We start from the raw sequence: 21,476 nt of genomic DNA on the forward strand, positions 1-21,476 counted from the left end.
AGATGTGTATAAGAGACAGACGACAAGCCTTGGTCCGTGAGGCCGAGCAACTACAGCGCGCCATCGAGAGCCGCGACACGATCGGCCAGGCCAAAGGCGCGTTGATGGAGCGGTACGACATCGACGCCACGACCGCCTTCAACCTGCTGGTGAAGATTTCGCAGGACACCAACACGCCGGTGGCTCAGGTCGCCCGCAAGCTCATCAGGAACGATCGCTCGGATCAGCGCTGATCACCGCGGCCGGTCCGGGTGTGCGCCGTCAGACTCCCGCGGTCACTTCCTTCTGTACCGCCGAAGCGCTGCGCTTGGGCGCGGTCCGCGAGTGCGTCGCGTACATCGCCAACCCGGTGAAGGCCAAGCCACCCACCAGATTGCCCAGCACCGTGGGAATCTCGTTCCATTCGATGTAGTCCAGGATGGTGAAGTGCCCGCCGAGCATCAGGCCGGACGGAAACAGGTACATGTTTACGACTGAGTGCTCGAATCCCATTGCAAAGAATAGGGATACGGGCAACCACATGGCGATCACCTTTCCGGTGACGTCGGTAGCCAGCATGGCCCCGACCACGCCGGTGGACACCATCCAGTTGCACAACATGCCGCGCACGAACAAGGTCAGCATGCCCGGAAAGCCGTGTGCGGCATAGCCGAGCGTGCGGGCCTCGCCGATGTGCCCGATCGCCTGGCCGACTTCGTTGGGCGGGCTGGAGAACCCGTAGGTGAACACGATCGCCATCAGCACCGCGACGGTGAAGGCACCGGCGAAGTTGCCCAGGAAAACCAGTCCCCAGTTCCGCAGCACCCCGCCGATGGTGACACCCGGACGCTTGTCGAGCCAGGCCAGTGGCGCCAACACGAACACACCGGTCAGCAAGTCGTATCCCAGCAGGTAGAGAATGCAGAATCCGGCCGGAAACAGCATTGCCCCGATGATCGCGTGACCGGTCTGCACTGTCATGGTCACCGCGAACGCCGCGCCCAGCGCCAGCGTCGCACCGGCCATGAATGCGCGGATCAGGGTGTCGCGGGTGGACATGAAAATCTTGGACTGGCCGGCATCGATCATCACATTGATCAACTCGGGCGGCTTGACGTAGGTCATCGAACTCCTCAGGTACCGCAGCGCAGTAGTTGGATCGGCGCTGTGACCCTATGTCGGTGCGGCCCGCTTGGAGCAAGCTCGTCAGTCAACTCCTAGTCAGCCCACAGACGTTGCCCAACAATGGAATCGCGGGATCTAGATGGTGTTTTTGCTGCTAAAACATCACCGCGGGCGGTCGACGGCATAGGTGCCCGCGTCGTCGGTGAACTCCGCCAGCACCCGGCGCTGAGCGCCGTCGACAGTGACCACACAGCTGAAACTGGTGCCCTTGCGCACGGTCGGGTTGACCCCGTTGTTGCAGCGGACATCGCTCACCTTGTCGCGGCCGTAGCCGTTGATCGGGTCGGTGAGCACCTGGCGAACACCGTCTTGGGCCGCAACCACATCGAGCTCGACGGGGGCCGAGCCGCCGACGGCGCCGCGCAGCACCAACGTCGCAAGCACACCCAGGGCGAGCAGCCCGGTCAGGCCCGCGGCGATCAGCACGGCGCGGTTCGACGGCGGTTGGGGGCGCGCCGGTTTCGGGGCGCCGGCCTCCGAGTCCGCCCGCGGCCGGCGACGGTCCTGGGGTGCCGGTGGCCGCGGGCCCGACGGCGGTGGCCGGTGCGCCTGCGGGGGCGGTGGCACCCGGCGTGGCGGTGGTGCAGGGGGTCGGCGGACCTCCTCGAGATACCACGGTCGCTCGGGTGGCCGGGGACGTTGCGGTGGCGGCCCCTGCGGGCCACGGGGTCCCCGCGGCTGCTGGGGTGGCCGCGGAATCGGTGTGGTCCGCCGCTCCGGCCGTTCGCGCGGGTCGTCGGGACGGTTCATGACGCCGGGCCCATCACGGGAACCGCCCGAAGCATCCGTCGACGTCGCCGTGCAGCCCGGACCGGAACGCCAGAATCCGGGTGAACCCCGCCGGCACGGTGTCGTCGTTGGCGTCGCTGGCGACGATGCCGTTCATCAACAGGCCCGTCACCGCCTCGTCGAGGTCGCCGCCGGCCAGCGTCAAGCCCGGCCCCGACGACAGCGTCATGGGCTCGGCCATCCGGCGCTGCGCCACCCCGGTCAGGCACGCGGTGCGCAACGCCGCCGATGCCGACTCCAAACCGACCTCGCGTTCGCGTTGCACCGCAAGGGCATACCGCGACGTGACCGCCGACAACCCGGTGTTGTCGCCCTGCGGCATGCCCAGCGTCGACTGATCGGTCGGGGCACTCATCTCCTGCAGTCCGGACAGATCGACGACGATCAGGTTGGACTCGGGGCAGTAGGCCACCGGGTCGGGCTGGTGGCCGCTGGGGCACTTGCCCGACGTGGACAGCTCCGGCGGGCGGGACAGGCCGAAGATCTGGCCCAGCTGCTCCATCAGGGTCGACAACACCGACGCGTCGATGGCGAGGTCGCTTTGCGGGTTCTCGGAATCGAACAGGGAATGGGGCAGATTGCCACGGCGCTTGCGGATCTCGTCCATGTCGATGTCGGCGCACATCGCCGCGCCGCCGTCGAAGCCGGTCTGGAAAGCACCGACCCGATCCAGAGCGGTGCCGTGTTCATCGGAGATCGAGACCGGATTGTCCGGCGTCGATACCGGGTCGCGGATCACGATCAGGCCGGCCAGCACATGATTGAGGCCGTCGCCGGTGCTCAGCTGTACCCGCGACGAACTGCCCGTGGCCACCCACTGCAGATACACCCCGGCAAAACAGTCGGCCTGCTGTTCGCGGACCAGGGTGCGCGTCAGCGGGTGGACGATGCCGGCCATGTTCTGCAGGGCGTGCCCGTATTCGTGCGCCAGGGTTCCGTTGATCGCCATGTCGCCGAAGTACTTTCGGGCCGTGGGCAGGAATTTGGCGCGGTCCCAGGCCATGGTGTCCATCCGGCGGCAATACATCGCGTTCGGCAGGTGGTAGACCTCGCCACCGCACACCGAAGGGCCGTCCGGGTCGGTGGAGTCATACGACATCAGCGTCGAGACCGGCTGGAAGCGTCCGCGCAGCGCCTCGGCGTAATGCTGCGTCCAGAAGTCCTCGATGTCATCGACGGCCAACAGTGACAGGCGGTCGATGTCGCCGCCGTCGCTGTTCTGCACCCGGGCGGTGACCGGGGGAACGTCGCCGCGCGGGCCGCTGGGCCCCTCCGCGGTGGGCAGACCGCCGACCCGTCCGGGGTCATACAGCATCGAAACCGCGTGCCCGGCGATCACCGTCGGGACGCTGTCGGGGGAGCAGCCCGTCAGCGCCAGGATCAGGGTGGCCACCCCGAAAAGCGTTCTGGCGGTACGGCCGAATCCGCGTTGAGACATCGTCACCTGCTGAGGTAGGCCACGATCCCGCTGGTGACCGCCGAGGCGTACCGCGCTCGCCCGTCGGCACTCTCCAGCAGCGCCGCGTCCTGGGCATTGCGCATGTTGCCCAGCTCCACCAGCACCGCCGGATACTCGGCCAGATTCAGCCCGGCCAGATCCGCTCTCCCATACAGGCCGTCCGTGCCGAGATAGCTGGACTGGGGAATGCCCGCGGCCGTCAGGGAATCCCGGATGTCGCCGGCCAGCGCCACGGCCGGCCCGGACTGGGCGTCGTTGAGCGCCGGGCTGGAGTAGTTGACATGAAACCCGCGGCCCGAGGCCGGCCCACCGTCGGCGTGGATGGACACGATCGCGTCCGGGTGCGCCGCGTTGGCCGCGGCGGCGCGGGCATCGATGCACGGCCCCACGGAGGCGTCGTCGGCACGCGAGAGTTCGGTATGCACGCCCAGCCGCTCGAGTTCCGCCCGGATCCGGCCGGTCACGTCCCAGGCCAGGCTGTGCTCGGGATAGCCGTCATCGGTGGCGGTTCCGCTGGTCTGGCACGGTTTGGTGCCGCCGCGCCCGTTGGGAACCTGCCGGGCGATCGAGGCGTCGTTGGCGCCGCTGTGTCCGGGGTCCAAGAACACCGTCTTGCCGGCAACGGCGGGATTCGCGGGATCGGCCGGAGCTGCGGGCGCGACAATGCCGGCCGCGAGTAAGCACGCGGCCGAGGCGACACAGACAGGGGCCCGGCGACGCACGGGGCAAGACTAGCAAGCGGCCATGGGCCCCTCCGGGGTCTAATGGATCGATGCAGCTGATGTCACCGCTCGATTCGGTCTTCCTGCTGGCTGAGACGCGTGAGCACCCCATGCACGTCGGCGGGTTGATGTTGTTCGAGCCGCCGGAGGGCTCCGGACCGGAATTCGTCGGCGAGATCTACCGGGGCCTGCTGAGCGCCCGTGATCTGCAGCCCGCCTTCCGCAAGCACCCGGCGTCGCAGCTCGGCGCGATCTCCGGCGTGGGCTGGGCCTTCGACGACGACGTCGACCTCGAGTACCACGTGCGGCGCTCGGCGCTGCCGGTACCGGGCCGGGTGCGTGATCTGCTCGAGCTGACCTCACGGCTGCACGGCAGCCTGCTTGACCGGCACCGCCCACTGTGGGAGGCCCACGTGGTCGAGGGCCTCAACGACGGCCGGTTCGCCGTCTACGTCAAGGTCCACCACTCGCTGATCGACGGTGTCTCGTTGCTGCGGCTGATGCGCCGCACGCTGTCGACCGATCCGCGGGAATCGGAATTGCGCACGCCGTGGTCGGTCCGGGTCTCGTCGCGGCCGCGCCCCGAGTCCGGGTCCCGCTTGAGCGAACTGACTCAGATGGTCAAAGACGTTGCCGCCTTTGGGCCGTCGACGGTGCGACTCGCGCGCGCAGCGCTGCTGGAGCAACAACTGACTATGCCGTTCGCAGCGCCGCGCACCATGCTCAACGTCAATATCGGCGGTGCCCGTCGGTGCGCGGCGCAGTCCTGGCCGGTCGAGCGGGTGATCGCGGTGAAACGAGCGGCCGGCGTCACCCTTAACGACGTGGTGCTGGCGATGTGTGCCGGGGCGTTGCGCGCCTACCTCGACGAGCAGAACGCGCTGCCGGACCACCCCCTGGTGGCGATGGTCCCGGTGAGCCTGCGCACCGAAGCCGAAGCCGACTCCGGCGGCAACATGGTCGGCGCCATCTTGTGCAACCTGGCCACCGACCTCGAGGACCCGGCGCAACGGCTGGCAACCATCAGCGAGTCGATGCGCGGGAACAAGAAGGTGTTCAGCGAATTGCCGCGCACCCAGGCGCTGGCGTTGTCGGCGGCCAATATGGCGCCGCTGGCCCTGGCGGCCATCCCCGGCTTCGTCTCGGCGGCCAAGCCACCGTTCAACATCGTCATCTCCAACGTGCCCGGCCCCGCCGAGCCGCTGTACTGGCGCGGCGCCCGCCTCGACGGCAACTATCCGATGTCGATCGCGCTGGACGGGCAGGCGCTCAACATGACGGTGGTCAGCAACGCCGGCAACCTCGACTTCGGGCTGGTCGGTTGCCGCCGCTCCGTTCCGCACCTGCAACGGCTGCTGAGACACCTCAACACCGCGCTGGAGGACCTGGAACACGCCGTGGGGGTGTGACCATGGCCAAGCGCAGCGCCGGGTTGCTGTTGTACCGGGCGGGCGCCGACGGCGCCGTGGAGGTGCTGATCGCCCATCCCGGCGGACCGTTCTGGGCGCGCAAGGATGACGGCGCCTGGTCGATTCCCAAGGGCGAACAACCCGAAGGCGAGGACCCGTGGGATACCGCGCGACGTGAATTCGCCGAGGAGCTCGGCCTTGCGCCGCCGGACGGCGAGCGAGCAGACCTCGGTGAGGTGCGCCAGGCGGGCGGGAAGGTGGTCACGGTGTTCGCCGTGCGCGGCGACCTGGACGTGACCGAGGCTCGCAGCAACACATTCGAATTGGAGTGGCCGCCGCGGTCGGGACAACGACGGGAGTTTCCCGAAGTAGACCGGGTCGGCTGGTACTCGGTGGCCCAGGCGCGAATCAAGCTGCTGGCCGGGCAGCGGCCCGTCCTGGACCGGTTGGTGGATTACCTGCGGATCGAGCCCTAACCGCCGGTCTGGGTGGGAGGTGTTCCCTGTTGCTGCTGACGCCGCTGCGCCAAGCTGGACACGATCATCCGGGCCAACGTGCTGGTTCCGTTTGCTCCGGCTCCCTGCGGGGACCGGACAGCCGGCGTCGCCGGAGCATGCCACCGGGCCAGCGGGTGCAGTTCGCCGGCGAGGAACTGCCGCCGGCATTCGCCCCGTTGAATCTTGCCGCTGGAGGTGGTGGGCACCCGCATCGCCGGCACCAGCAATAGGTCCTGGGTGTTCAAGCCGTGCTGTTCGCTGACCGCCGCGCGGATGGACTCCATGATCGCGGGATACTCGCTCTCGTCGACCTGCTGCCGATAGTCCAGTTCCTGCACGATCACCAGGCGGGCGTCGTCATGCGGTTTCGGTTGCACGGCGAACACCGCGCCGCGGTCGGCCAGCAACGCCGGATGGCTGTCTTGCACCGTCGGCTCGATGTTGTTCGGGAAATAGTTGCTGTCGCCGATGGTGACGAGGTCCTTCCACCGCCCGGTGACGAAGACCTCGCCCTGGCAGAGAAATCCCATGTCGCCGGTGCGCAGGAAGGGGCCTTCACCGGTGTCCGACAGGAACCCGGCGAAGCTGTGCGCGTTCTCTATCGGCCGTGCCCAGTACCCCTGCGCCACGCTGGGTCCCGAAACCCAGATCTCGCCGACCTCGTCGGGTCCGAGCTGCTGGCGGGTCTCCGGATCGACGATCAGGACCCGCTGGCCGTACACCGGCGGGCCGCAGCTGACCACTGCGACGGCGTCGGTGGTGGCCTCGACGTCGACGGTGCGGTTCTCACTCAGCGCCTTGCTGTCGACGTAGCGGACGCCGACGACGCCGGGAGTGGGGTCCGCCGAGACCAGCAGGGTGGCCTCGGCCAGGCCGTAGCACGCCAGAAACGCCTCGATGCGGAATCCCGCCGGCGCGAACGCGTCGGCGAACTCCTGAATGGTCGCGGCGTGGATCGGCTCCGAACTGCTCGCGGCGGTGGTCCAGTTCGACAGATCCAGGGCCGCGCGCTGGTCCGGGGTGCTGTGTTTGACACACAACCGGTAGGCGCTGTTGGGTGCTGCGGTCGTGTGGGCGCCAAACCGCGACATGGCCTCCAGCCACGCCATCGGCCGCTGGAAAAAGACGATCGGCGACATCAACACGGTGGTGCAGCCGACGTAGATCATCTCCAGGACCCCACCGATCAGTCCCATGTCGTGCTGCTGCGGCAGGAAGTAGACGCTGGTCTGGTCCTCGTTGCCGTGGTAGGCGCGCCGGATGGACTCCAAGTTGTGCATGAGGTTGCCGTGCGTCACGACAACGCCCTTGGGCGATTTGGTCGAGCCCGAGGTGTACTGGATCATCGCCGTGGTACTCGGGTCGATGTCGGGCGCCTGCCATGCTTCGGGGCTGGCGGCTTGGTCGATGGCGCACCACTGAAGCGTCGACATACCGGGCACATCGGTGGCCGCCGCCTGAAGTTGAGTCTGGGTGGCCGAGGTCGCTACCGCAAAGGTGGCCCGAGCGTCGGGCGCGACCAGCCTCAGGCGGGCCAGGGGAGTGTCGACCGGCACGGCGATCGCCCCGGCGTAAAAGCAGCCGAAAATGCTGATGATGCTGTCCAGCCCCGGTCGGCAGATCACCAGCGTGCGTTGCCCGGCAGCGCCAAGGCGCTGCAGCTCGGCGCCGACTGCTCGAGCCTTGGCGTCGAGTTCCCGGTAGGTCAGGCTCGCCATGATCTTGTCGCCGTCGGGGGCGAAGTTGAACGCGACCTTGTCCCCGTACCGGTCAGCCTGTATCCGCAGTAAGTCCACCAGGGTGTCTGCGTTTGGCAGGAATTGCTCAGGCATGCCCACACCATAATGCGTGCATGCGGGGACTCGGCTAGGAGAGCGTCGTCTCCGGATGGCCCTCGCACCACTGCTCAGGCGGCACCTGGGCGCGTACCTCTGCGATGTGCTCGCCGCAGCCGTCCCAGGTGGTCTTGCCACAGACTCGACAGGGCACGGGGTAGCACATCGGCGGCTCCTCTCAGCTGGTGCGTAACGCACCCGCCAGCGTATCGATGACGGTGCGGATCTTCTCGCTCACCTCGTCGGCGATCGCCGCCAATGCCGGATTGTCGATCACTTGGGCCATCAGTTGCGGATTCATCGCCTCCACCAGCACCGTGCCCGGGTGTTCGGTGTCTTCGCGAACCACGACGTTGCAGGGCAGCAGCACCCCGATGCGCTTCTCGGCGGTCACGGCCCGGTGGGCCAGGGGTGGGTTGCAGGCACCCAGGATCAGGTAGCGCTCCATCTCCTCGCCGAGCTTGGCCTTCAGTGTTGCTTGCATGTCGATTTCGGTCAGTACGCCGAAACCGTTGTCCTTCAGGATCTCTCGTGTCTTCTCGGTGACGGTGTCGAAATCGGTGCCGGTCACTGCGGTGCTCATTGCCACGGACATTCCAGGCCTCCTTGGTCGCGTAGAAAACCAGTCTATCAGACACCCCCGGGGGTATATACCGACACGGTATCGTCGCCTCATGCAGACCCTGCGCACGCCCGACGACAGATTCGCCGGACTTCCGGATTTCCCCTACCAGCCGCAGTTCTGCGACCTCGATGACCTGGACCAGGACGAGCCCGGCGGCACGCTGCGGGTGGCCTGGGTGCAAGACGGTCCCGAAGAGGGGGAGCCGATCCTGATGCTGCACGGCGAACCGTCGTGGTCGTATCTCTACCGCAAGATGATCCCGATCCTGGCCGAGGCGGGGTATCGGGTCATCTGTCCGGACCTGGTCGGGTTCGGCCGGTCCGACAAGCCCACCCGCGCGCAGGACCACACCTATGCGCGCCATGTCGAGTGGATGCGTGCGCTGGCGTTCGACGTCCTCGACCTGCGCAACGTCACGCTGGTGTGCCAGGACTGGGGTGGGCTGATCGGGCTGCGGCTGCTCGCCGAGAACCCGGACCGGTTCAGTGGCGTCGTCGTGGCCAACACCGGCCTGCCCACCGGGGACATTCCGATGCCGGATGTCTGGTGGCGCTTTCGGGAGGCGATCCAGACCGCGCCGACCATCAACGTCGGATGGTTCGTGCAGGCCGGATGCCGCCGGCCGATGAGCGACGCCGTTCGGGCCGGCTATGACGCCCCGTTCCCCGACGACAGTTACTGCGTCGGCCCGCGGACCATGCCGTCGCTGATCCCGACCACGCCCGAGGATCCCGCCGCCCCGGCCAACCGGGCGGCCTGGGCCGCGCTGTGCGCCTCGCAGACCCCGATGCTGGTCGCGTTCAGTGACGGCGACCCGATCACCGGGGCCATGGCGCCGATCTTCGAGCGCGAGATGGCCGGTGCGCACGGCCGGGCCCACCCGGTGATCCACGATGCCGGGCACTTCCTGCAGGAGGACGCCGGCGAAGAACTCGCCCGCCACGTCGTGGAGTTCCTGCGGCGCTGAGCAGCCACCGCCATGATGGACACCATGGACTTGCCCGTGGCGCCGCCGGTGGCCCCGATGCTCGCCAAGGCGGCCGCCAAGGTTCCCGGTGACGGCGAGGAGCCGGGGCGCTGGTCCTACGAACCCAAATGGGACGGCTTCCGCGCCATTGTGTTCCGCGACGGCGATGAGGTGCTGCTGCAGTCCCGCAACGGCAAACCGCTGAGCCGCTACTTCCCCGAACTGCTGGAGGCGCTGCGCGCCGAGACCGCCCCGCGCTGCGTGCTCGACGGCGAAGTCGTGGTGCCGCGCCAGATCGGCGGGCGGACCCGGCTGGACTGGGACTCGCTGAGCCAGCGGATTCACCCCGCCGAGAGCCGGGTGCGGTTGCTGGCCGAACAGACCCCCGCGCAGTTCATCGCCTTCGACGCATTGGCCACCGGTTCGGCCGCGCTGCTCGACGAACCCTTTCGGGAGCGGCGCGCGGCGCTGGCCGAGCTCATCACCGGCGGCGCCGGCTGTCACATCACCCGGGCCACCGCCGACCCCGAACAGGCCACCCGCTGGCTCACCACGTTCGAAGGCGCCGGGTTGGACGGGGTGGTCGCGAAGCGGAATGACGGGCCGTACCTGCCCGGCAAGCGCGAGATGGTCAAGGTCAAACACCACCGGGACGCTGACTGCGTGGTGATGGGGTATCGCATCCACAAGAGCGGGGTCGGCATCGGTTCGCTGTTGCTGGGCCTGTATCGCCCCGACGGCGAGCTGGCGATGGTGGGCGGCTCGTCGGCGTTCACCGATGCCGATCGGCGCAAGCTCCAGACCGAGCTGGAGCCGTTGCATCTCGGTGAGGTCCGCGACGGCGAACCGAGCCGGTGGAACTCCGCCGCCGACAAACAGTGGGTCCCGATCCGGCCCGAGCGCGTCGCCGAGGTCGCCTATGACCAGATGGAAGGGGACCGCTTTCGGCACACCGTGAAACTGCTGCGGTGGCGCCCCGACCGGGACCCGGCCAGCTGCACCTTCGATCAGCTCGAGGTGCCGCTGAACTACGACCTCGCCGACGTGCTGGAGACCTGAGATGGCCGGTCCCGAGGAGTTGCTGGTCGGTGGCACCGCCGTCCGCTTCACCAGCGGTGACAAGGTGTACTTCCCCCGGCTGGGTGCGGGCGGCACCAAGCGGGCGCTGGCCGACTACTACCTGGCGGTGGCGACCGGGCCGCTGCTGCACGCCCTGGCCGACCGGCCCAGCCATCTGCAGCGGTTCCCGGACGGCATCGACGGGGACGAGGTCTACCAGAAGCGGCTGCCGCGTTCGCACCCGGACAACGTGGAGTCCTGCCGGGTGACGTTTCCCTCCGGGCGTACCGCAGACGTGCTCAAGGTCACCCGGCCCGCCGACATCCTGTGGGCCGTGCAGATGAGCACCGTGACATTCCATCCCTGGCCGGTGCGCTGTCCCGACACCGACCACCCCGACGAGCTGCGCATCGACCTGGACCCGCAGCCGGGCACCGGTTTCGCGCAGGCCCGTGCGGTCGCGCTGGAGGTGGTGCGCCCGCTGCTCGACGAGCTCGGGCTCATCGGCTACGTCAAGACCTCCGGCGGCCGCGGCCTGCACGTCTACCTACGGATCAAGACCGACTGGGATTTCATCGAGGTCCGCCGGGCCGGCATTGCCCTGGCCCGCGAGATCGAGCGGCGCGCACCGGAGGCGGTCACTGCCTCGTGGTGGAAGGAAGAACGCGGCGCGCGGATCTTCGTCGACTTCAACCAGAATGCCCGGGACCGCACCATGGCGTCGGCCTATTCGGTGCGGGCCACGCCGATCGCCACCGTGTCCACGCCGTTGACCTGGGATGAGCTGGCCGACGGCGCCGATCCCGACGACTTCACGATCAGCACGGTGCCGGACCTGATCGCACGGCGCGGGGACCCGTGGAGCGCCATCGACGACCTCGAACAGTCCCTGGAGCCGCTGCTGGACATGGTGGCAACCGACGAGGCCCGCGGGTTGGGGGACCTGCCCTACCCGCCGAACTACCCGAAGATGCCGGGCGAACCCAAGCGGGTGCAGCCCAGCCGGGCGAAATCAGACTGACGGCTCCAACAGTCCGATGCAGGTGGCGGTGAGCAGCCGGGTCAATGCGGTGGTGAAGTCCAGATTCCACTCCGGTGGCACCTGCCGCTCCGCGGCATAGGCGTCGGCCAGTTTGGTCGGTGGGTGCGCCACCTGCCACAGCGGCGCTGCCAGTGAATAGGACGCCAGCAACAGGTCGAAGGCACCTTGCTTGCCCAGCCGGGGGAGCGCCTGCAGCAGGGCGTCGGCCATGGTCAGCCCCGCCGCGGTGATCTTTCGGCGGATCTCGATCACCCGCTCGGCGTCTACCTCATGGTCAAGGTGTAAGTGCAGATTGGCCAGCATGTCGCAGAACAACGGGTCTGCGGCCAACCCGCCGGCCAGGGTGGCGGCCACCCGGTCCGGCGACATCGTCTCGGACCGTTGCAGCGCGGTGCAAACGGTGTTTGACCAGCCCTCCCAGCTCTCGGCGGCCAGTCGCAGCAGCACCTCTTTGTGCGAGCTGAAGTAACGCCGTACCGCCGAGTGGTGCACCCCGGCCCTGCGGGCCACCGCGGTCAGGGTCACCGATGCCACGCCGGTCTCTGTGGCCACCGAGCGGGCGGCCTCCATCAACGCTTCAGCCCGCTGACGCTTGTTCGCGTCGCTGCGGGCGCGTTGGAAGGCGACCTGACGCACAGCGAGAGGATAACGCACACAATGTGCGTTGCGGGCCTCCGTGGGAGTGCTGTAGCGTGCGTTTACGCACGTTGATGTGGGTTAGGGTATCCAAAGTTTGCTGGTGTGAGGGGACTTCGATTTTCAAGGTACTGAGCCGGGTGTGGATACCCCTGATCATAGTGGCTGTGGTCTGTGTCGCCGCGTTCACCGTGACGCGCATCCACGGCCTGTTCGGCTCGGAGAAGCGCCCCTCCTATTCAGACGGCCAGAACGACGAGACCAAACCGTTCAACCCCAAGCGGTTGACCTATGAGATCTTCGGCCCGCCCGGAACGGTCGCCGACATCAGCTATTTCGACGTCAACTCCGAGCCGCAGCGGGTCCAGGACGTCGCGCTGCCGTGGCAGCTCGAAATCGTCACCACGCTTCCGTCTGTGGTGGGAAGCATCATGGCGCAGGGCAATAGCAACAGCATCGGCTGCCGTATCACCGTGGACGGAGAGGTGAAGGCGGAACGGATCTCCAACGAGGTCAACGCCTACACCTTCTGCCTGCTGAAGGCGGCATGAGCCAGCTCGGTACACCTCGCACCGGCGAGCGGCCGGAGCGACCGTTCATCGCGCGGACCATCCGCCGGTTCGCCATACCGATCATCCTGGGGTGGCTGGCGCTGATCGCGGTGCTCGTTGCCACCGTCCCGCCGCTGGAAGAGGTCGGCAAGCAGAACGCCGTGTCGGCGAGCCCTAAAGACGCTCCCTCCATGCAGGCCATGACCGAGATGGGCAAGGTCTTTCAGGAGTCGGACTCCGACAGCACCGCGATGATCGTGCTGGAGGCCGACCACGAACTGGGCGACGCCGAGCACGAGTACTACGCCGAAGTGGTCGAGAAGCTCAAGGCCGACACCGCCCACGTCCAGCACGTGCAGGACTTCTGGGGTGACCCGATGACCGCCGTCGGCGCCCAAAGCGCTGACGGCCGAGCGACTTACGTGCAGTTGAACCTGGTCGGCAATATCGGCCAGGCGGCGGCGAACGACTCCATCGCCGCAGTCCGCGAAATCGTGGATTCGGTCCAGACGCCGCCGGGGCTGACCGTTTATGTCACCGGCACCGCGGCCCTGGCCGCCGACATGAACCATGCCGGCGACAAGTCGATGTTCAAGATGATGTTGGTCACCATTCTGGTGATCCTGACCATGCTGTTGCTCGTCTACCGGTCGATCATCACGGTGGCGCTGCTGCTGGGCATGGTCTATATGGAGCTGAACGCCGCCAGCGGCGTGGTGGCATTCATGGGCCACCACCACTGGGTGGGGTTGACCACGTTCGCCGTCAACCTACTGGTGTCGCTGGCGATCGCCGCCGGCACCGACTACGCGATCTTTCTGATCGGCCGCTATCACGAGGCGCGCCAAGCCGGCGAGGACCGGGAATCGGCGTACTACACGGCTTTTGAAGGCGTCGCGCACGTCATCCTGGGATCCGGTCTGACCATCGCCGGAGCGGTGTTCTGTCTGCACTTCACCCGGATGCCCTACTTCGTCACGCTGGGCATTCCATGCGCGGTCGGCATGCTGGTCTCGGTGTTCGCGGCGTTGACGCTGGGCCCGGCGATCATCACGGTCGGCAGCCGGTTCGGCCTGTTCGACCCCAAGCGCGCGACCAGCACCCGCGGCTGGCGGCGGGTGGCGACGGTGATCGTCCGCTGGCCCGGCCCGGTTCTGGTCGCCTCCCTGGCGGTCGCGGCGGTCGGCCTGCTGGCGCTGCCGGGATATCAGCCGGCCTACGACGACCGGAAATACATTCCCTCCGACATCCCCGCCAATGAGGGCTTCAACGCCGCGGACCGGCACTTCTCGCAGTCCCGGATGATGCCCGAGGTGCTGTTGATCGAGGCCGACCACGACCTGCGCAACCCGTCGGACTTCCTGATCATCGACAAGCTGGCCAAGTCCATCTTCAAGGTCGTCGGGATCTCCCGGGTGCAGGCCATCACCCGTCCACAGGGCACCACGCTGGAACACACCTCGATCCCGTTCCAGATCAGCATGCAGAACGCCGGCCAACTGCAGACCATGCAGTTCCAGAAGAAGCGCATGGACGACATGCTGACCCAGGCCGAGGCCATGGAGCAGACCATCGCCACCATGCGCCAGATGTACGGCCACATGAGCCAATTGGCCGGCATCACCCACGAGATGGTCATCGACATGGATGACCTACAGGCCCAGATCTACGAGATTCGGGACCACATCGCCGATTTCGAGGACTTCTGGCGGCCGATCCGCAATTACTTCTACTGGGAACCGCACTGCTACGACATCCCGATCTGCTTCTCGCTGCGCTCGGCGTTCGACATGGTCGACAGCGTTGACCCGATGAGCGAGAGCATGGACAAGATGATCGCGCACATGGGTGACATGGATGCCCTGATGCCGCAGATGCTGAGCACCTTCCCGCCGATGATCGACACCATGGAGACCATGCGGATCATGATGCTGACGATGCACAGCACCATGTCCGGGATCTTCGCGCAGATGGACGAGATGAGCGACAACGCCACTGCGATGGGCAAGGCGTTCGACGAGTCCAAGAACGACGATTCGTTCTATCTGCCGCCGGAGGTGTTCGAGAACCCGGACTTCAAGCGGGCCATGAAGATGTTCATCTCCCCGGACGGCAAGGCCGTTCGGATGATGATCTCGCATCGGGGCAATCCGGCTACCGCCGAAGGCATCTCGCACATCGACAAGATCCGGACCGCGGCCGAGGAAGGGCTCAAGGGCACGCCGCTCGAAGACGCCAAGATCTATCTCGGCGGGACCGCGTCGCTGTTCAAGGACATGCACGACGGTTCCAACTATGACCTGCTGATCGCCGGAATCGCCTCGCTGTGCCTGATTTTCATCATCATGCTGCTGATCACTCGCGCCCTGATCGCCGCGTTGGTGATCGTCGGCACCGTGGCGTTGTCGCTGGGTGCGTCGTTCGGGCTGTCGGTGCTGTTCTGGCAGTACATCATCGGTATTCAGCTGCACTGGCTGGTGCTGGTGATGAGCGTGATCGTCCTGCTGGCGGTGGGGTCGGACTACAACCTGATGCTGGTCGCCCGGTTGAAAGAGGAGATGCACGCCGGGCTGCATACCGGCATCATCCGGGCGATGGGCGGCACCGGGAAGGTGGTGACCTCGGCTGGACTGGTGTTCGCCTTCACCATGGCGTCGATGGCCGTCAGTGACCTGCGCATCATCGGGCAGATCGGCACCACCATCGGTCTGGGGCTGATGTTCGACACGCTGATCGTGCGGGCGTTCATGACGCCGTCGATCGCGGCGCTGCTGGGACGCTGGTTCTGGTGGCCGATCAACGTGCTGCCGCACGTCGGCGGGAAAGCCGCCCGGCATCGAGAGGCCGCCGCCCTGGCTCGCGGCGAGGGCTCGGAGGACACCGAGGAGCTGGCCCACAACCGGTAGCCCGATGTGAGCGATCGCATGCGCAGGGAGCCGGAAAACAATTAGGTAGCATGGCTAAAGTTATGTAGCATTGCTTACCGAGTTCGGATGGCTGAGCGACCCTTTTAATGGCGCATTCGCCTCACCTGCTTCACCCGACTCAGCGGTCTCACCGGCGGGTTTAGCGTCCCAGAACTGACAGAGTGAAAGGGTCCGGGGAATGGCTACAGTGGACTCCATGCGTACGCACCGCTCGCTACTGAGGGGCATCGTCGTGACCGCTGCCGCCGTCGGCGCAGCCGTGACCGCGGTGCTGCTGCCCGCCACCGCCTCCGCCGACGCGACCGACGACTTCCCGATCCCGCGTCGGGTGATCCGCACCGACTGCAGTGCCGAGCAGATGCTGGCCGCCAGCCGCGACCTGTCGCCGATCTACTACGAGCGCTACATGATCGACATGCACAACAAACCGGTCCAGGTGCAGCAGGCCACCATCGACAAGATGCACTGGTTCTTCTCGCTGAACCCCGATCAGCGCCGGGCCTACTCCGAGGAGTTGGCGACCAACTTCGCCGACCCCCTGACGGTGTCGTGGCCCAACCACGCCAAGATCTTCTTCAACAACAAGGGTGTCGTTGCCAAGTCGACCGAGGCTTGCAGTCAGTACCCGCGCGACGACATGTCGGTGTGGGACTGGGCCCCCAAGCCGTAACAGGAGACCGATGAACGGTTCCATCCGTCGAGTCATGCGGGTTCTGCTCGTCGCCGGCGCGGCGGGCGGCCTACTGCTCGCGGCCCCGGGAGGACCTGCGGGGGCGCAGCCTGCGGGGTTCCCCGATTTTGACGACTTCACCGCGGTCCCGGTGGACAACTACATCTCCACGGGCCCCAAGGGGCCGGGACGCTGGGTGAACTTCTCCACGCCCTACAACGTCGCCTGCCAATTCGACGCCATCGACCCGCCCGCGGGATCGTCGCAGGCCATCATGTGCGACGGCGACATGCCGGGCCTGGCCAACGCGCCGCTGGGCTCGGGCCCCCCGGTGCCGGGCGGGTGTGTGATCGGGACGGTGCGCTCCCAGGGCGCGGCGGGCCTGCGGCTGAACCGCGAATCGACCGGTTGCGGCCGCCAGTTCTCCAACGGAGCTTTCCTGGGCGTCGGGCAGAAGCTGTCGTACGGCAACGTCACCTGTGCGGTGGGCACCGACCAGCTCGTCGCCTGCCTGGACACCTCGCTGGGGCATCACGGGTTCATGCTGAGCCCCTCGGGCAGCACGGCGTTCTAGGGGTTCTCGGACTGCACGGGCCCGCCTGCGCTACCGGTCGATGGTGAACGTGGTGGTGTAGGTCCGCGGGTGATAGGGCGGCGGCGGGGCATCTGGCCCGACCGGCCAGCCCTCAGGCGTCGGCCACGTGCTGACCCGCATCGTGACCTGCTCTTGTCCGTTGGGAAGCGTCTCGACATTGACGATGCTCGGCCCGTACGGGACGGCCGGCTGATTGCCGGGGCTCGGGATGAAACCGGGGCCGGTGAGGTCTTGCGGGGGAGCCTGCAGCAGGCCCTGGGGGCTGCCCGCGGTGACGCCCACGACCTGGCCGCCATCGCTCGCGCTGGCCAACAGATACCCGCCTTGGGGCAGCGGCACGATCTGGTTCTCCCGGTTGGCGGGCCCGAGATTGTTGAAGGCGCCGACCTCATGCAGGCTGTTCATCCAGGCATGGGGCGGGTCGCCGGCAGCGACCGGAGCCGACTGCCACAGGGCGCGCTGACCGTCTTGCCCCATGTTTCCGACGATCATCATGGTCCCGGAGGCCGGGTCGTAGACACCGCTGGCCTGCGAGATGCCCACCTTGGTGTCTGAGCCGAGCGGGGTGCCCAGCAGCGGTCCCAGATCCGTTGCCGGATCGGCCAGGTTCTGCACCCGAGATTCCGGGGCGATGTAGTTGTCCGGTGAGGTCCCGGGCCCGTACGGCCGGACACTGTAGAACGCGTATTGCTGACCGTCGGGGCCGACCGCGGTGCCGGTCGGCAGTGCCCGGAAACCGTCATCGACGGGAAACGGGTTGTCGATGTCGGGCTGTCCGGGGAGCTGCAGGCGGGGGTGGCCGCTCTCCGGGTCCCCGGTGATGACGATGCCGGTGCCCGGGATCGTCGCGCCCAGGTCATAGGGCGAACCGTCCTGCTTCTCCGGCATCGGTGGGCTGCCCACGCCCGCGATCGTGGGGTCGTGCTGGCCGTCGGCCGGAATCGTGTTGTCCATCAGGCGGATATGCGGGTCCTGACCGTCCGCGCCGCTGCCCAGCCGGTAGTCATTGGTCAAGGTCTGCACCAGCTGCGTCCGATGCCGGCTGTCGGTGGCGGCGTCGGAGACCACCCGGTGGATCTCGCGGGTCTTGGCGGTCAGGAATCGCTGGAACTGGCGGGACCCGGCGGGGGTGTCCAGGCCTGGCCAGGTGGCGGCCGACTCGCGGATCTCGGACTCGATGGCGTCGAGGCGTTGCCGCGAACTCACGGTGTTGCGCACGGCCTGCTGCAGGATGGTCTGGAACTGTTTGTCGGCCGCTACCGATGCCGCCAGCCGGTTCGCGAGCTCCACTTCACGCGCGCGCGCCGCATCCGCGAAGCCACCGAGGTTCTCGGCCATAGCGAACAGGGTAGCCGGGCGGGATCGGGCTTACTGGTCCTTTTTCGCCCGGCGCTTGCCGGACGGGCGCAGCTTGCCCTCGTCGGTTGGGGCCGGCTCGTCGGCGTCGACGCCCGTCGACTCGAGGATCTCGGTGGCGTCGGGCTCGCCATCGGCCTCGGCCTCGTCGGCGTCAGCGTCCTCGGGCTCATTCGCGGCCTCGTCATCGACCTTGGTCTCGTCGGCGTCAGCGTCCTCGGTCTTCGCGTCGCCGGACTTCTTGCCCCGGCGCCGACCCTGCTTGGGCTGCTTTTCGACCTTGGGTTTGAGCGGTTTGGGCGGCGGCGGAGGCATTTCGGCGACGAATGCCAGATAGAACGCACCGATCCCCAACAGGGCGATCGCGGCTGCGGCCCCGTAGATCCCGAACAGCCACACGCCGAAGCTGTCCAGCGACAGCCAGATCTCACTGACCGCGGTGCCGACGATCAACGCTGCGGCCACCAGATGCGCCACGATCGAGCCGGTCCGCAGTGACAGCGCAAGCTGCGGGGTGCCGTACTCGGGCTTGCGCGACTGCTTCAACACCGCCGCAACCGGCAGGGCCATCCCCCCGACCAGCAGTCCGAGCAGAACTCGCATCACGGTGCCCAACACATGCGGGCTGAAGCCGGTCAGCTCCCACCACCGCGGCAGGACGAAGAGGAAATACAGGATGGCGGCGAGAGTCGAGAGCGACGCGTGCCAAACCGTGGCGACGGTACGACTCACGCCACCTCCCATGCTCGTCAGCTAGTGATTCAGGTGCGACCGGACCGTGATCTGTCGGTCCGGCCGCACCTGAATCGGGTGCGGAGGATAGGGGATTTGAACCCCTGAGGGCTATTAACCCAACCCGCGTTCCAGGCGAGCGCCATAGGCCACTAGGCGAATCCTCCGTCGGCAATGGTAGCTGAGTCCGTTGCATGCCCCGCGCGCCGCTCGTCCCGTCGGGCTTCGCCGCTCGTCCCGCCCGGCTTCGCCGCGCTCGCGACCACCGCTAGACTTGCCCGTGGACCCCGCGCGGCGTCCATCCTGTGAACTCCCCCAGGGCCGGAAGGCAGCAAGGGTCAATGGGCTCTGGCGGGTGCGCGGGGTCCCCTTATATGTCGGGCCTTCGCCGGCTGATTGCGCTTGATAAGGGACTTGAAAGGTACGTCGTGTCGCTGCATACCCTCGCCCCTGCCGACCTGACCGCGCAATATGAGCGCTACCAGCAGGACTACGCCGAGCTGCAGGCCAAGAAGCTGTCGCTGGACCTCACCCGCGGTAAGCCGTCACCCGAGCAGCTCGACCTGGCCAACGGCCTGCTGGCCCTGCCGGGCCCCGATGACTACCGCGGCGACGACGGCACCGACACCCGCAACTACGGCGGTCTGCATGGTCTGCCCGAGCTGCGCTCCATCTTCGGGGAGCTGCTCGGCATCGCGGTGCCCAACCTGATCGCCGGCAACAACGCCAGCCTCGAGTTCATGCACGACGTCATCGTCTTCTCGATGCTGCACGGCGGGGTGGACTCGCCGCGGCCGTGGGGGCAGGAGCCGGCCGTCAAGTTCTTGTGCCCGGTCCCTGGCTATGACCGGCACTTCGCGATCACCGAGACCATGGGCATCGAGATGATCCCGGTCCCCATGCGCGAGGACGGCCCGGACGTCGACCTGATCGAAGAACTCGTCGCCGCCGACCCGGCGATCAAGGGCATGTGGACCGTGCCGGTGTTCGGCAACCCGACCGGTATCACCTACTCCTGGGAGACCGTGCGCCGGCTGGTGCAGATGAAGACGGCCGCACCCGACTTCCGGCTGTTCTGGGACAACGCCTACGCGGTGCACACCCTGACCACCGACTTCCCCCACCAGATCGATGTGCTGGGGCTGGCCGCCGCCGCGGGCAACCCGAACCGGCCGTACGTGTTCGCCTCCACCTCGAAGATCACCTTCGCCGGTGCCGGCGTCAGCTTTTTCGGTGGCTCGCTGGGCAACATCGCCTGGTACCTGCAGTACGCCGGGAAGCGCTCGATCGGCCCGGACAAGGTCAACCAGCTGCGTCACCTGCGGTTCTTCGGTGACGCCGACGGCGTGCGGCTGCACATGCGACGCCACCAGGAGATCCTGGCGCCCAAGTTCGAGTTGGCCGCCGAGATTCTTCAGAACCGGCTCGGTGACGCCAAGATCGCGTCGTGGACCGACCCCAAAGGCGGCTACTTCATCAGCCTGGACGTACTGCCGGGCACCGCTCGGCGCACCGTGGCGCTGGCCAAGGACGCCGGCATCGCGGTCACCGAAGCCGGTGCCTCGTTCCCCTACCGCAAGGACCCCGAGGACAAGAACATTCGGATCGCCCCGTCGTTCCCGTCCACCGAGGACCTGCGCAACGCCGTCGACGGTCTGGCCACCTGCGCCCTGCTGGCCGCCGCCGAACACCTGCTGGGCTGACACATTGCGGAATTCGGCGTCGGTGCGGCCGTTGCCGAATAGAGTTTTTGACAGTTGATTCAGCAAACCCGTTGATTTGCCGGTGGAGGCGCGAGAAATGTCGATCAAGGTCGGTGCCTTCGGCTGCGCGGTGATGGCGCTAGGGCTGCTGGGTCTGGGCCAGGTTCCTGCGGCGCAGGCCGGACCGGAACGGCCGGTCGAACCGCCGTCGGTGCAGGCCGCCGATCCCATTGCCGCCGAAGCGGAACTGTTGCCGCCGAGGGCCGCCGAACAACTCGATGCCTTTCGCCACGATGCCGCCGAGGGCGCACTGGGAAATCCGGTGATGTATGGCGACGGCCAGTGTTATCCGCTGGTGCAGCAATACATCCAGACGCTCGGTTCATGGCGCAACAGAGACCCCAGCGGCAATGCCTTCGATCTCTACGAGCATTTCCCCACCAACGGTCTGGGCCAATACTTCGACCAGGTGCCGTTCGACGGTGGTCTGAACGCACCGCGGGTCGGGGACGTCGTGGTCTACGGCCCCGGCGGGTTTGTCAGCGAACACGGGCATGCCGGGGTCGTCACGGCGGTGCGGGGCAGCGGCAGCCTGCTGCGCTATGAGGTCGCCGAACAGAACTCCGGCGGCCGGTTGTTCGTGACGCTGAACTGGCGTGACGTCGGACCCATGTGGAACACGCTGGGGTATCTGCGCCCGAAGCCGTAGCGCTTCGCCTGCCGGGCCTGCACTCGCGT

The 21,476-nt window shown here is 67.2% G+C and carries 22 protein-coding genes, 1 tRNA gene and 1 other RNA gene; 13 read left to right on the forward strand and 11 right to left on the reverse strand.

Annotated elements, in window-relative coordinates:
* A partial coding sequence (locus LI94_RS08185) for an ANTAR domain-containing protein (RefSeq protein WP_082105698.1) occupies positions 1-233 on the forward strand: 233 nt, incomplete at its 5' end.
* A gap of 28 nt (positions 234-261) precedes the next feature.
* Here LI94_RS08185 and LI94_RS08190 read toward each other — a convergent pair.
* The 4 genes from LI94_RS08190 to LI94_RS08205 form a co-directional block, all read right to left on the reverse strand.
* A complete protein-coding gene (locus LI94_RS08190) occupies positions 262-1,104 on the reverse strand; it encodes a formate/nitrite transporter family protein (protein ID WP_024443005.1) in 843 nt (280 codons plus the stop codon).
* A gap of 162 nt (positions 1,105-1,266) precedes the next feature.
* Positions 1,267-1,731 carry a DUF4333 domain-containing protein gene (locus LI94_RS24270; RefSeq protein WP_239651180.1) on the reverse strand — a complete coding sequence of 155 codons (465 nt, stop codon included), beginning with the start codon at positions 1,729-1,731 and terminating at the stop codon, positions 1,267-1,269.
* Positions 1,732-1,927: 196 nt separating this feature from the next.
* Complete coding sequence (locus LI94_RS08200) at positions 1,928-3,391, reverse strand: neutral zinc metallopeptidase (RefSeq protein WP_046300882.1); 1,464 nt, start codon at positions 3,389-3,391, stop codon at positions 1,928-1,930.
* A gap of 2 nt (positions 3,392-3,393) precedes the next feature.
* Positions 3,394-4,077, reverse strand: a complete 684-nt coding sequence (locus LI94_RS08205) for an Rv3717 family N-acetylmuramoyl-L-alanine amidase (protein ID WP_051190289.1) — start codon at positions 4,075-4,077, stop codon at positions 3,394-3,396.
* Between the two features lie 107 nt (positions 4,078-4,184).
* Here LI94_RS08205 and LI94_RS08210 point away from each other — a divergent pair, with 107 nt between their 5' ends.
* Both LI94_RS08210 and LI94_RS08215 read left to right on the forward strand, forming a co-directional pair.
* On the forward strand, positions 4,185-5,543 hold the full coding sequence (locus LI94_RS08210; protein WP_024443009.1) for a wax ester/triacylglycerol synthase family O-acyltransferase: 1,359 nt from the start codon (positions 4,185-4,187) through the stop codon (positions 5,541-5,543).
* Between the two features lie 2 nt (positions 5,544-5,545).
* Positions 5,546-6,019 (forward strand): NUDIX domain-containing protein, encoded by a 474-nt coding sequence (locus LI94_RS08215; protein ID WP_046300883.1) that lies wholly within the window; start codon positions 5,546-5,548, stop codon positions 6,017-6,019.
* Here the strand turns inward: LI94_RS08215 and LI94_RS08220 are convergent.
* Genes LI94_RS08220 through LI94_RS08225 form a run of 3 tightly spaced genes read right to left on the reverse strand, consistent with a single transcriptional unit; the run spans position 6,016 to position 8,470 of the window.
* The gene (locus LI94_RS08220; RefSeq protein WP_046300894.1) at positions 6,016-7,872 is read right to left on the reverse strand and encodes a fatty acyl-AMP ligase; all 1,857 of its coding nucleotides are present in this window, start codon (positions 7,870-7,872) and stop codon (positions 6,016-6,018) included. The genes LI94_RS08215 and LI94_RS08220 overlap by 4 nt on opposite strands.
* Before the next feature lie 34 nt (positions 7,873-7,906).
* Entirely contained in the window at positions 7,907-8,041 is a 135-nt protein-coding gene (locus tag LI94_RS24945; RefSeq protein ID WP_255341890.1) for a hypothetical protein, read from the reverse strand.
* Positions 8,042-8,053: 12 nt separating this feature from the next.
* The gene (locus LI94_RS08225; protein WP_024443011.1) at positions 8,054-8,470 is read right to left on the reverse strand and encodes a DUF302 domain-containing protein; all 417 of its coding nucleotides are present in this window, start codon (positions 8,468-8,470) and stop codon (positions 8,054-8,056) included.
* A 79-nt stretch (positions 8,471-8,549) separates the two neighbouring features.
* Here LI94_RS08225 and LI94_RS08230 point away from each other — a divergent pair, with 79 nt between their 5' ends.
* The 3 genes from LI94_RS08230 to LI94_RS08240 are packed head-to-tail and all read left to right on the forward strand — an operon-like array spanning position 8,550 to position 11,547.
* Positions 8,550-9,467 (forward strand): haloalkane dehalogenase, encoded by a 918-nt coding sequence (locus tag LI94_RS08230; RefSeq protein WP_024443012.1) that lies wholly within the window; start codon positions 8,550-8,552, stop codon positions 9,465-9,467.
* 15 nt (positions 9,468-9,482) lie between these two features.
* Complete coding sequence (locus tag LI94_RS08235; protein ID WP_046300895.1) at positions 9,483-10,526, forward strand: ATP-dependent DNA ligase; 1,044 nt, start codon at positions 9,483-9,485, stop codon at positions 10,524-10,526.
* 1 nt (position 10,527) lies between these two features.
* Positions 10,528-11,547, forward strand: coding sequence for a DNA polymerase domain-containing protein (locus tag LI94_RS08240; protein WP_036458201.1), 1,020 nt, complete (start codon positions 10,528-10,530; stop codon positions 11,545-11,547).
* Here LI94_RS08240 and LI94_RS08245 read toward each other — a convergent pair.
* Entirely contained in the window at positions 11,539-12,222 is a 684-nt protein-coding gene (locus tag LI94_RS08245; protein WP_125079505.1) for a TetR family transcriptional regulator, read from the reverse strand. The genes LI94_RS08240 and LI94_RS08245 overlap by 9 nt on opposite strands.
* A gap of 56 nt (positions 12,223-12,278) precedes the next feature.
* Between LI94_RS08245 and LI94_RS08250 the strand changes: the two genes are divergently transcribed.
* From LI94_RS08250 to LI94_RS08265, 4 genes are all read left to right on the forward strand, one after another.
* A complete protein-coding gene (locus tag LI94_RS08250) occupies positions 12,279-12,755 on the forward strand; it encodes an MmpS family protein (protein WP_046300884.1) in 477 nt (158 codons plus the stop codon).
* Entirely contained in the window at positions 12,752-15,661 is a 2,910-nt protein-coding gene (locus LI94_RS08255; protein ID WP_046300885.1) for an RND family transporter, read from the forward strand. The genes LI94_RS08250 and LI94_RS08255 overlap by 4 nt, the downstream gene beginning before the upstream one ends.
* A gap of 208 nt (positions 15,662-15,869) precedes the next feature.
* Positions 15,870-16,352 carry a DUF5078 domain-containing protein gene (locus tag LI94_RS08260; protein WP_192830940.1) on the forward strand — a complete coding sequence of 161 codons (483 nt, stop codon included), beginning with the start codon at positions 15,870-15,872 and terminating at the stop codon, positions 16,350-16,352.
* A gap of 10 nt (positions 16,353-16,362) precedes the next feature.
* Complete coding sequence (locus LI94_RS08265) at positions 16,363-16,926, forward strand: hypothetical protein (RefSeq protein ID WP_052739902.1); 564 nt, start codon at positions 16,363-16,365, stop codon at positions 16,924-16,926.
* A 30-nt stretch (positions 16,927-16,956) separates the two neighbouring features.
* Here LI94_RS08265 and LI94_RS21860 read toward each other — a convergent pair whose 3' ends face one another.
* The 3 genes from LI94_RS21860 to LI94_RS08280 all read right to left on the reverse strand — a co-directional run bounded on the left by LI94_RS21860 (position 16,957) and on the right by LI94_RS08280 (position 19,202).
* Complete coding sequence (locus LI94_RS21860; RefSeq protein ID WP_052739903.1) at positions 16,957-18,285, reverse strand: DUF4226 domain-containing protein; 1,329 nt, start codon at positions 18,283-18,285, stop codon at positions 16,957-16,959.
* A gap of 30 nt (positions 18,286-18,315) precedes the next feature.
* On the reverse strand, positions 18,316-19,035 hold the full coding sequence (locus tag LI94_RS08275) for a hypothetical protein (RefSeq protein WP_046300887.1): 720 nt from the start codon (positions 19,033-19,035) through the stop codon (positions 18,316-18,318).
* 81 nt (positions 19,036-19,116) lie between these two features.
* Positions 19,117-19,202 (reverse strand) — tRNA-Ser (locus tag LI94_RS08280).
* A gap of 112 nt (positions 19,203-19,314) precedes the next feature.
* Here LI94_RS08280 and ffs point away from each other — a divergent pair.
* From ffs to LI94_RS08290, 3 genes are all read left to right on the forward strand, one after another.
* Positions 19,315-19,409, forward strand: an RNA gene (gene ffs, locus LI94_RS22205) — signal recognition particle sRNA small type.
* Positions 19,410-19,463: 54 nt separating this feature from the next.
* A complete protein-coding gene (locus LI94_RS08285) occupies positions 19,464-20,738 on the forward strand; it encodes an aminotransferase class I/II-fold pyridoxal phosphate-dependent enzyme (protein WP_024443021.1) in 1,275 nt (424 codons plus the stop codon).
* A gap of 97 nt (positions 20,739-20,835) precedes the next feature.
* Positions 20,836-21,447 (forward strand): CHAP domain-containing protein, encoded by a 612-nt coding sequence (locus tag LI94_RS08290; RefSeq protein ID WP_046300889.1) that lies wholly within the window; start codon positions 20,836-20,838, stop codon positions 21,445-21,447.
* The last annotated feature ends 29 nt before the right edge of the window (positions 21,448-21,476 follow it).

It is taken from the genome of Mycobacterium sp. UM_Kg27 (assembly GCF_000972905.1).
Taxonomy (GTDB): Bacteria; Actinomycetota; Actinomycetes; order Mycobacteriales; family Mycobacteriaceae; genus Mycobacterium.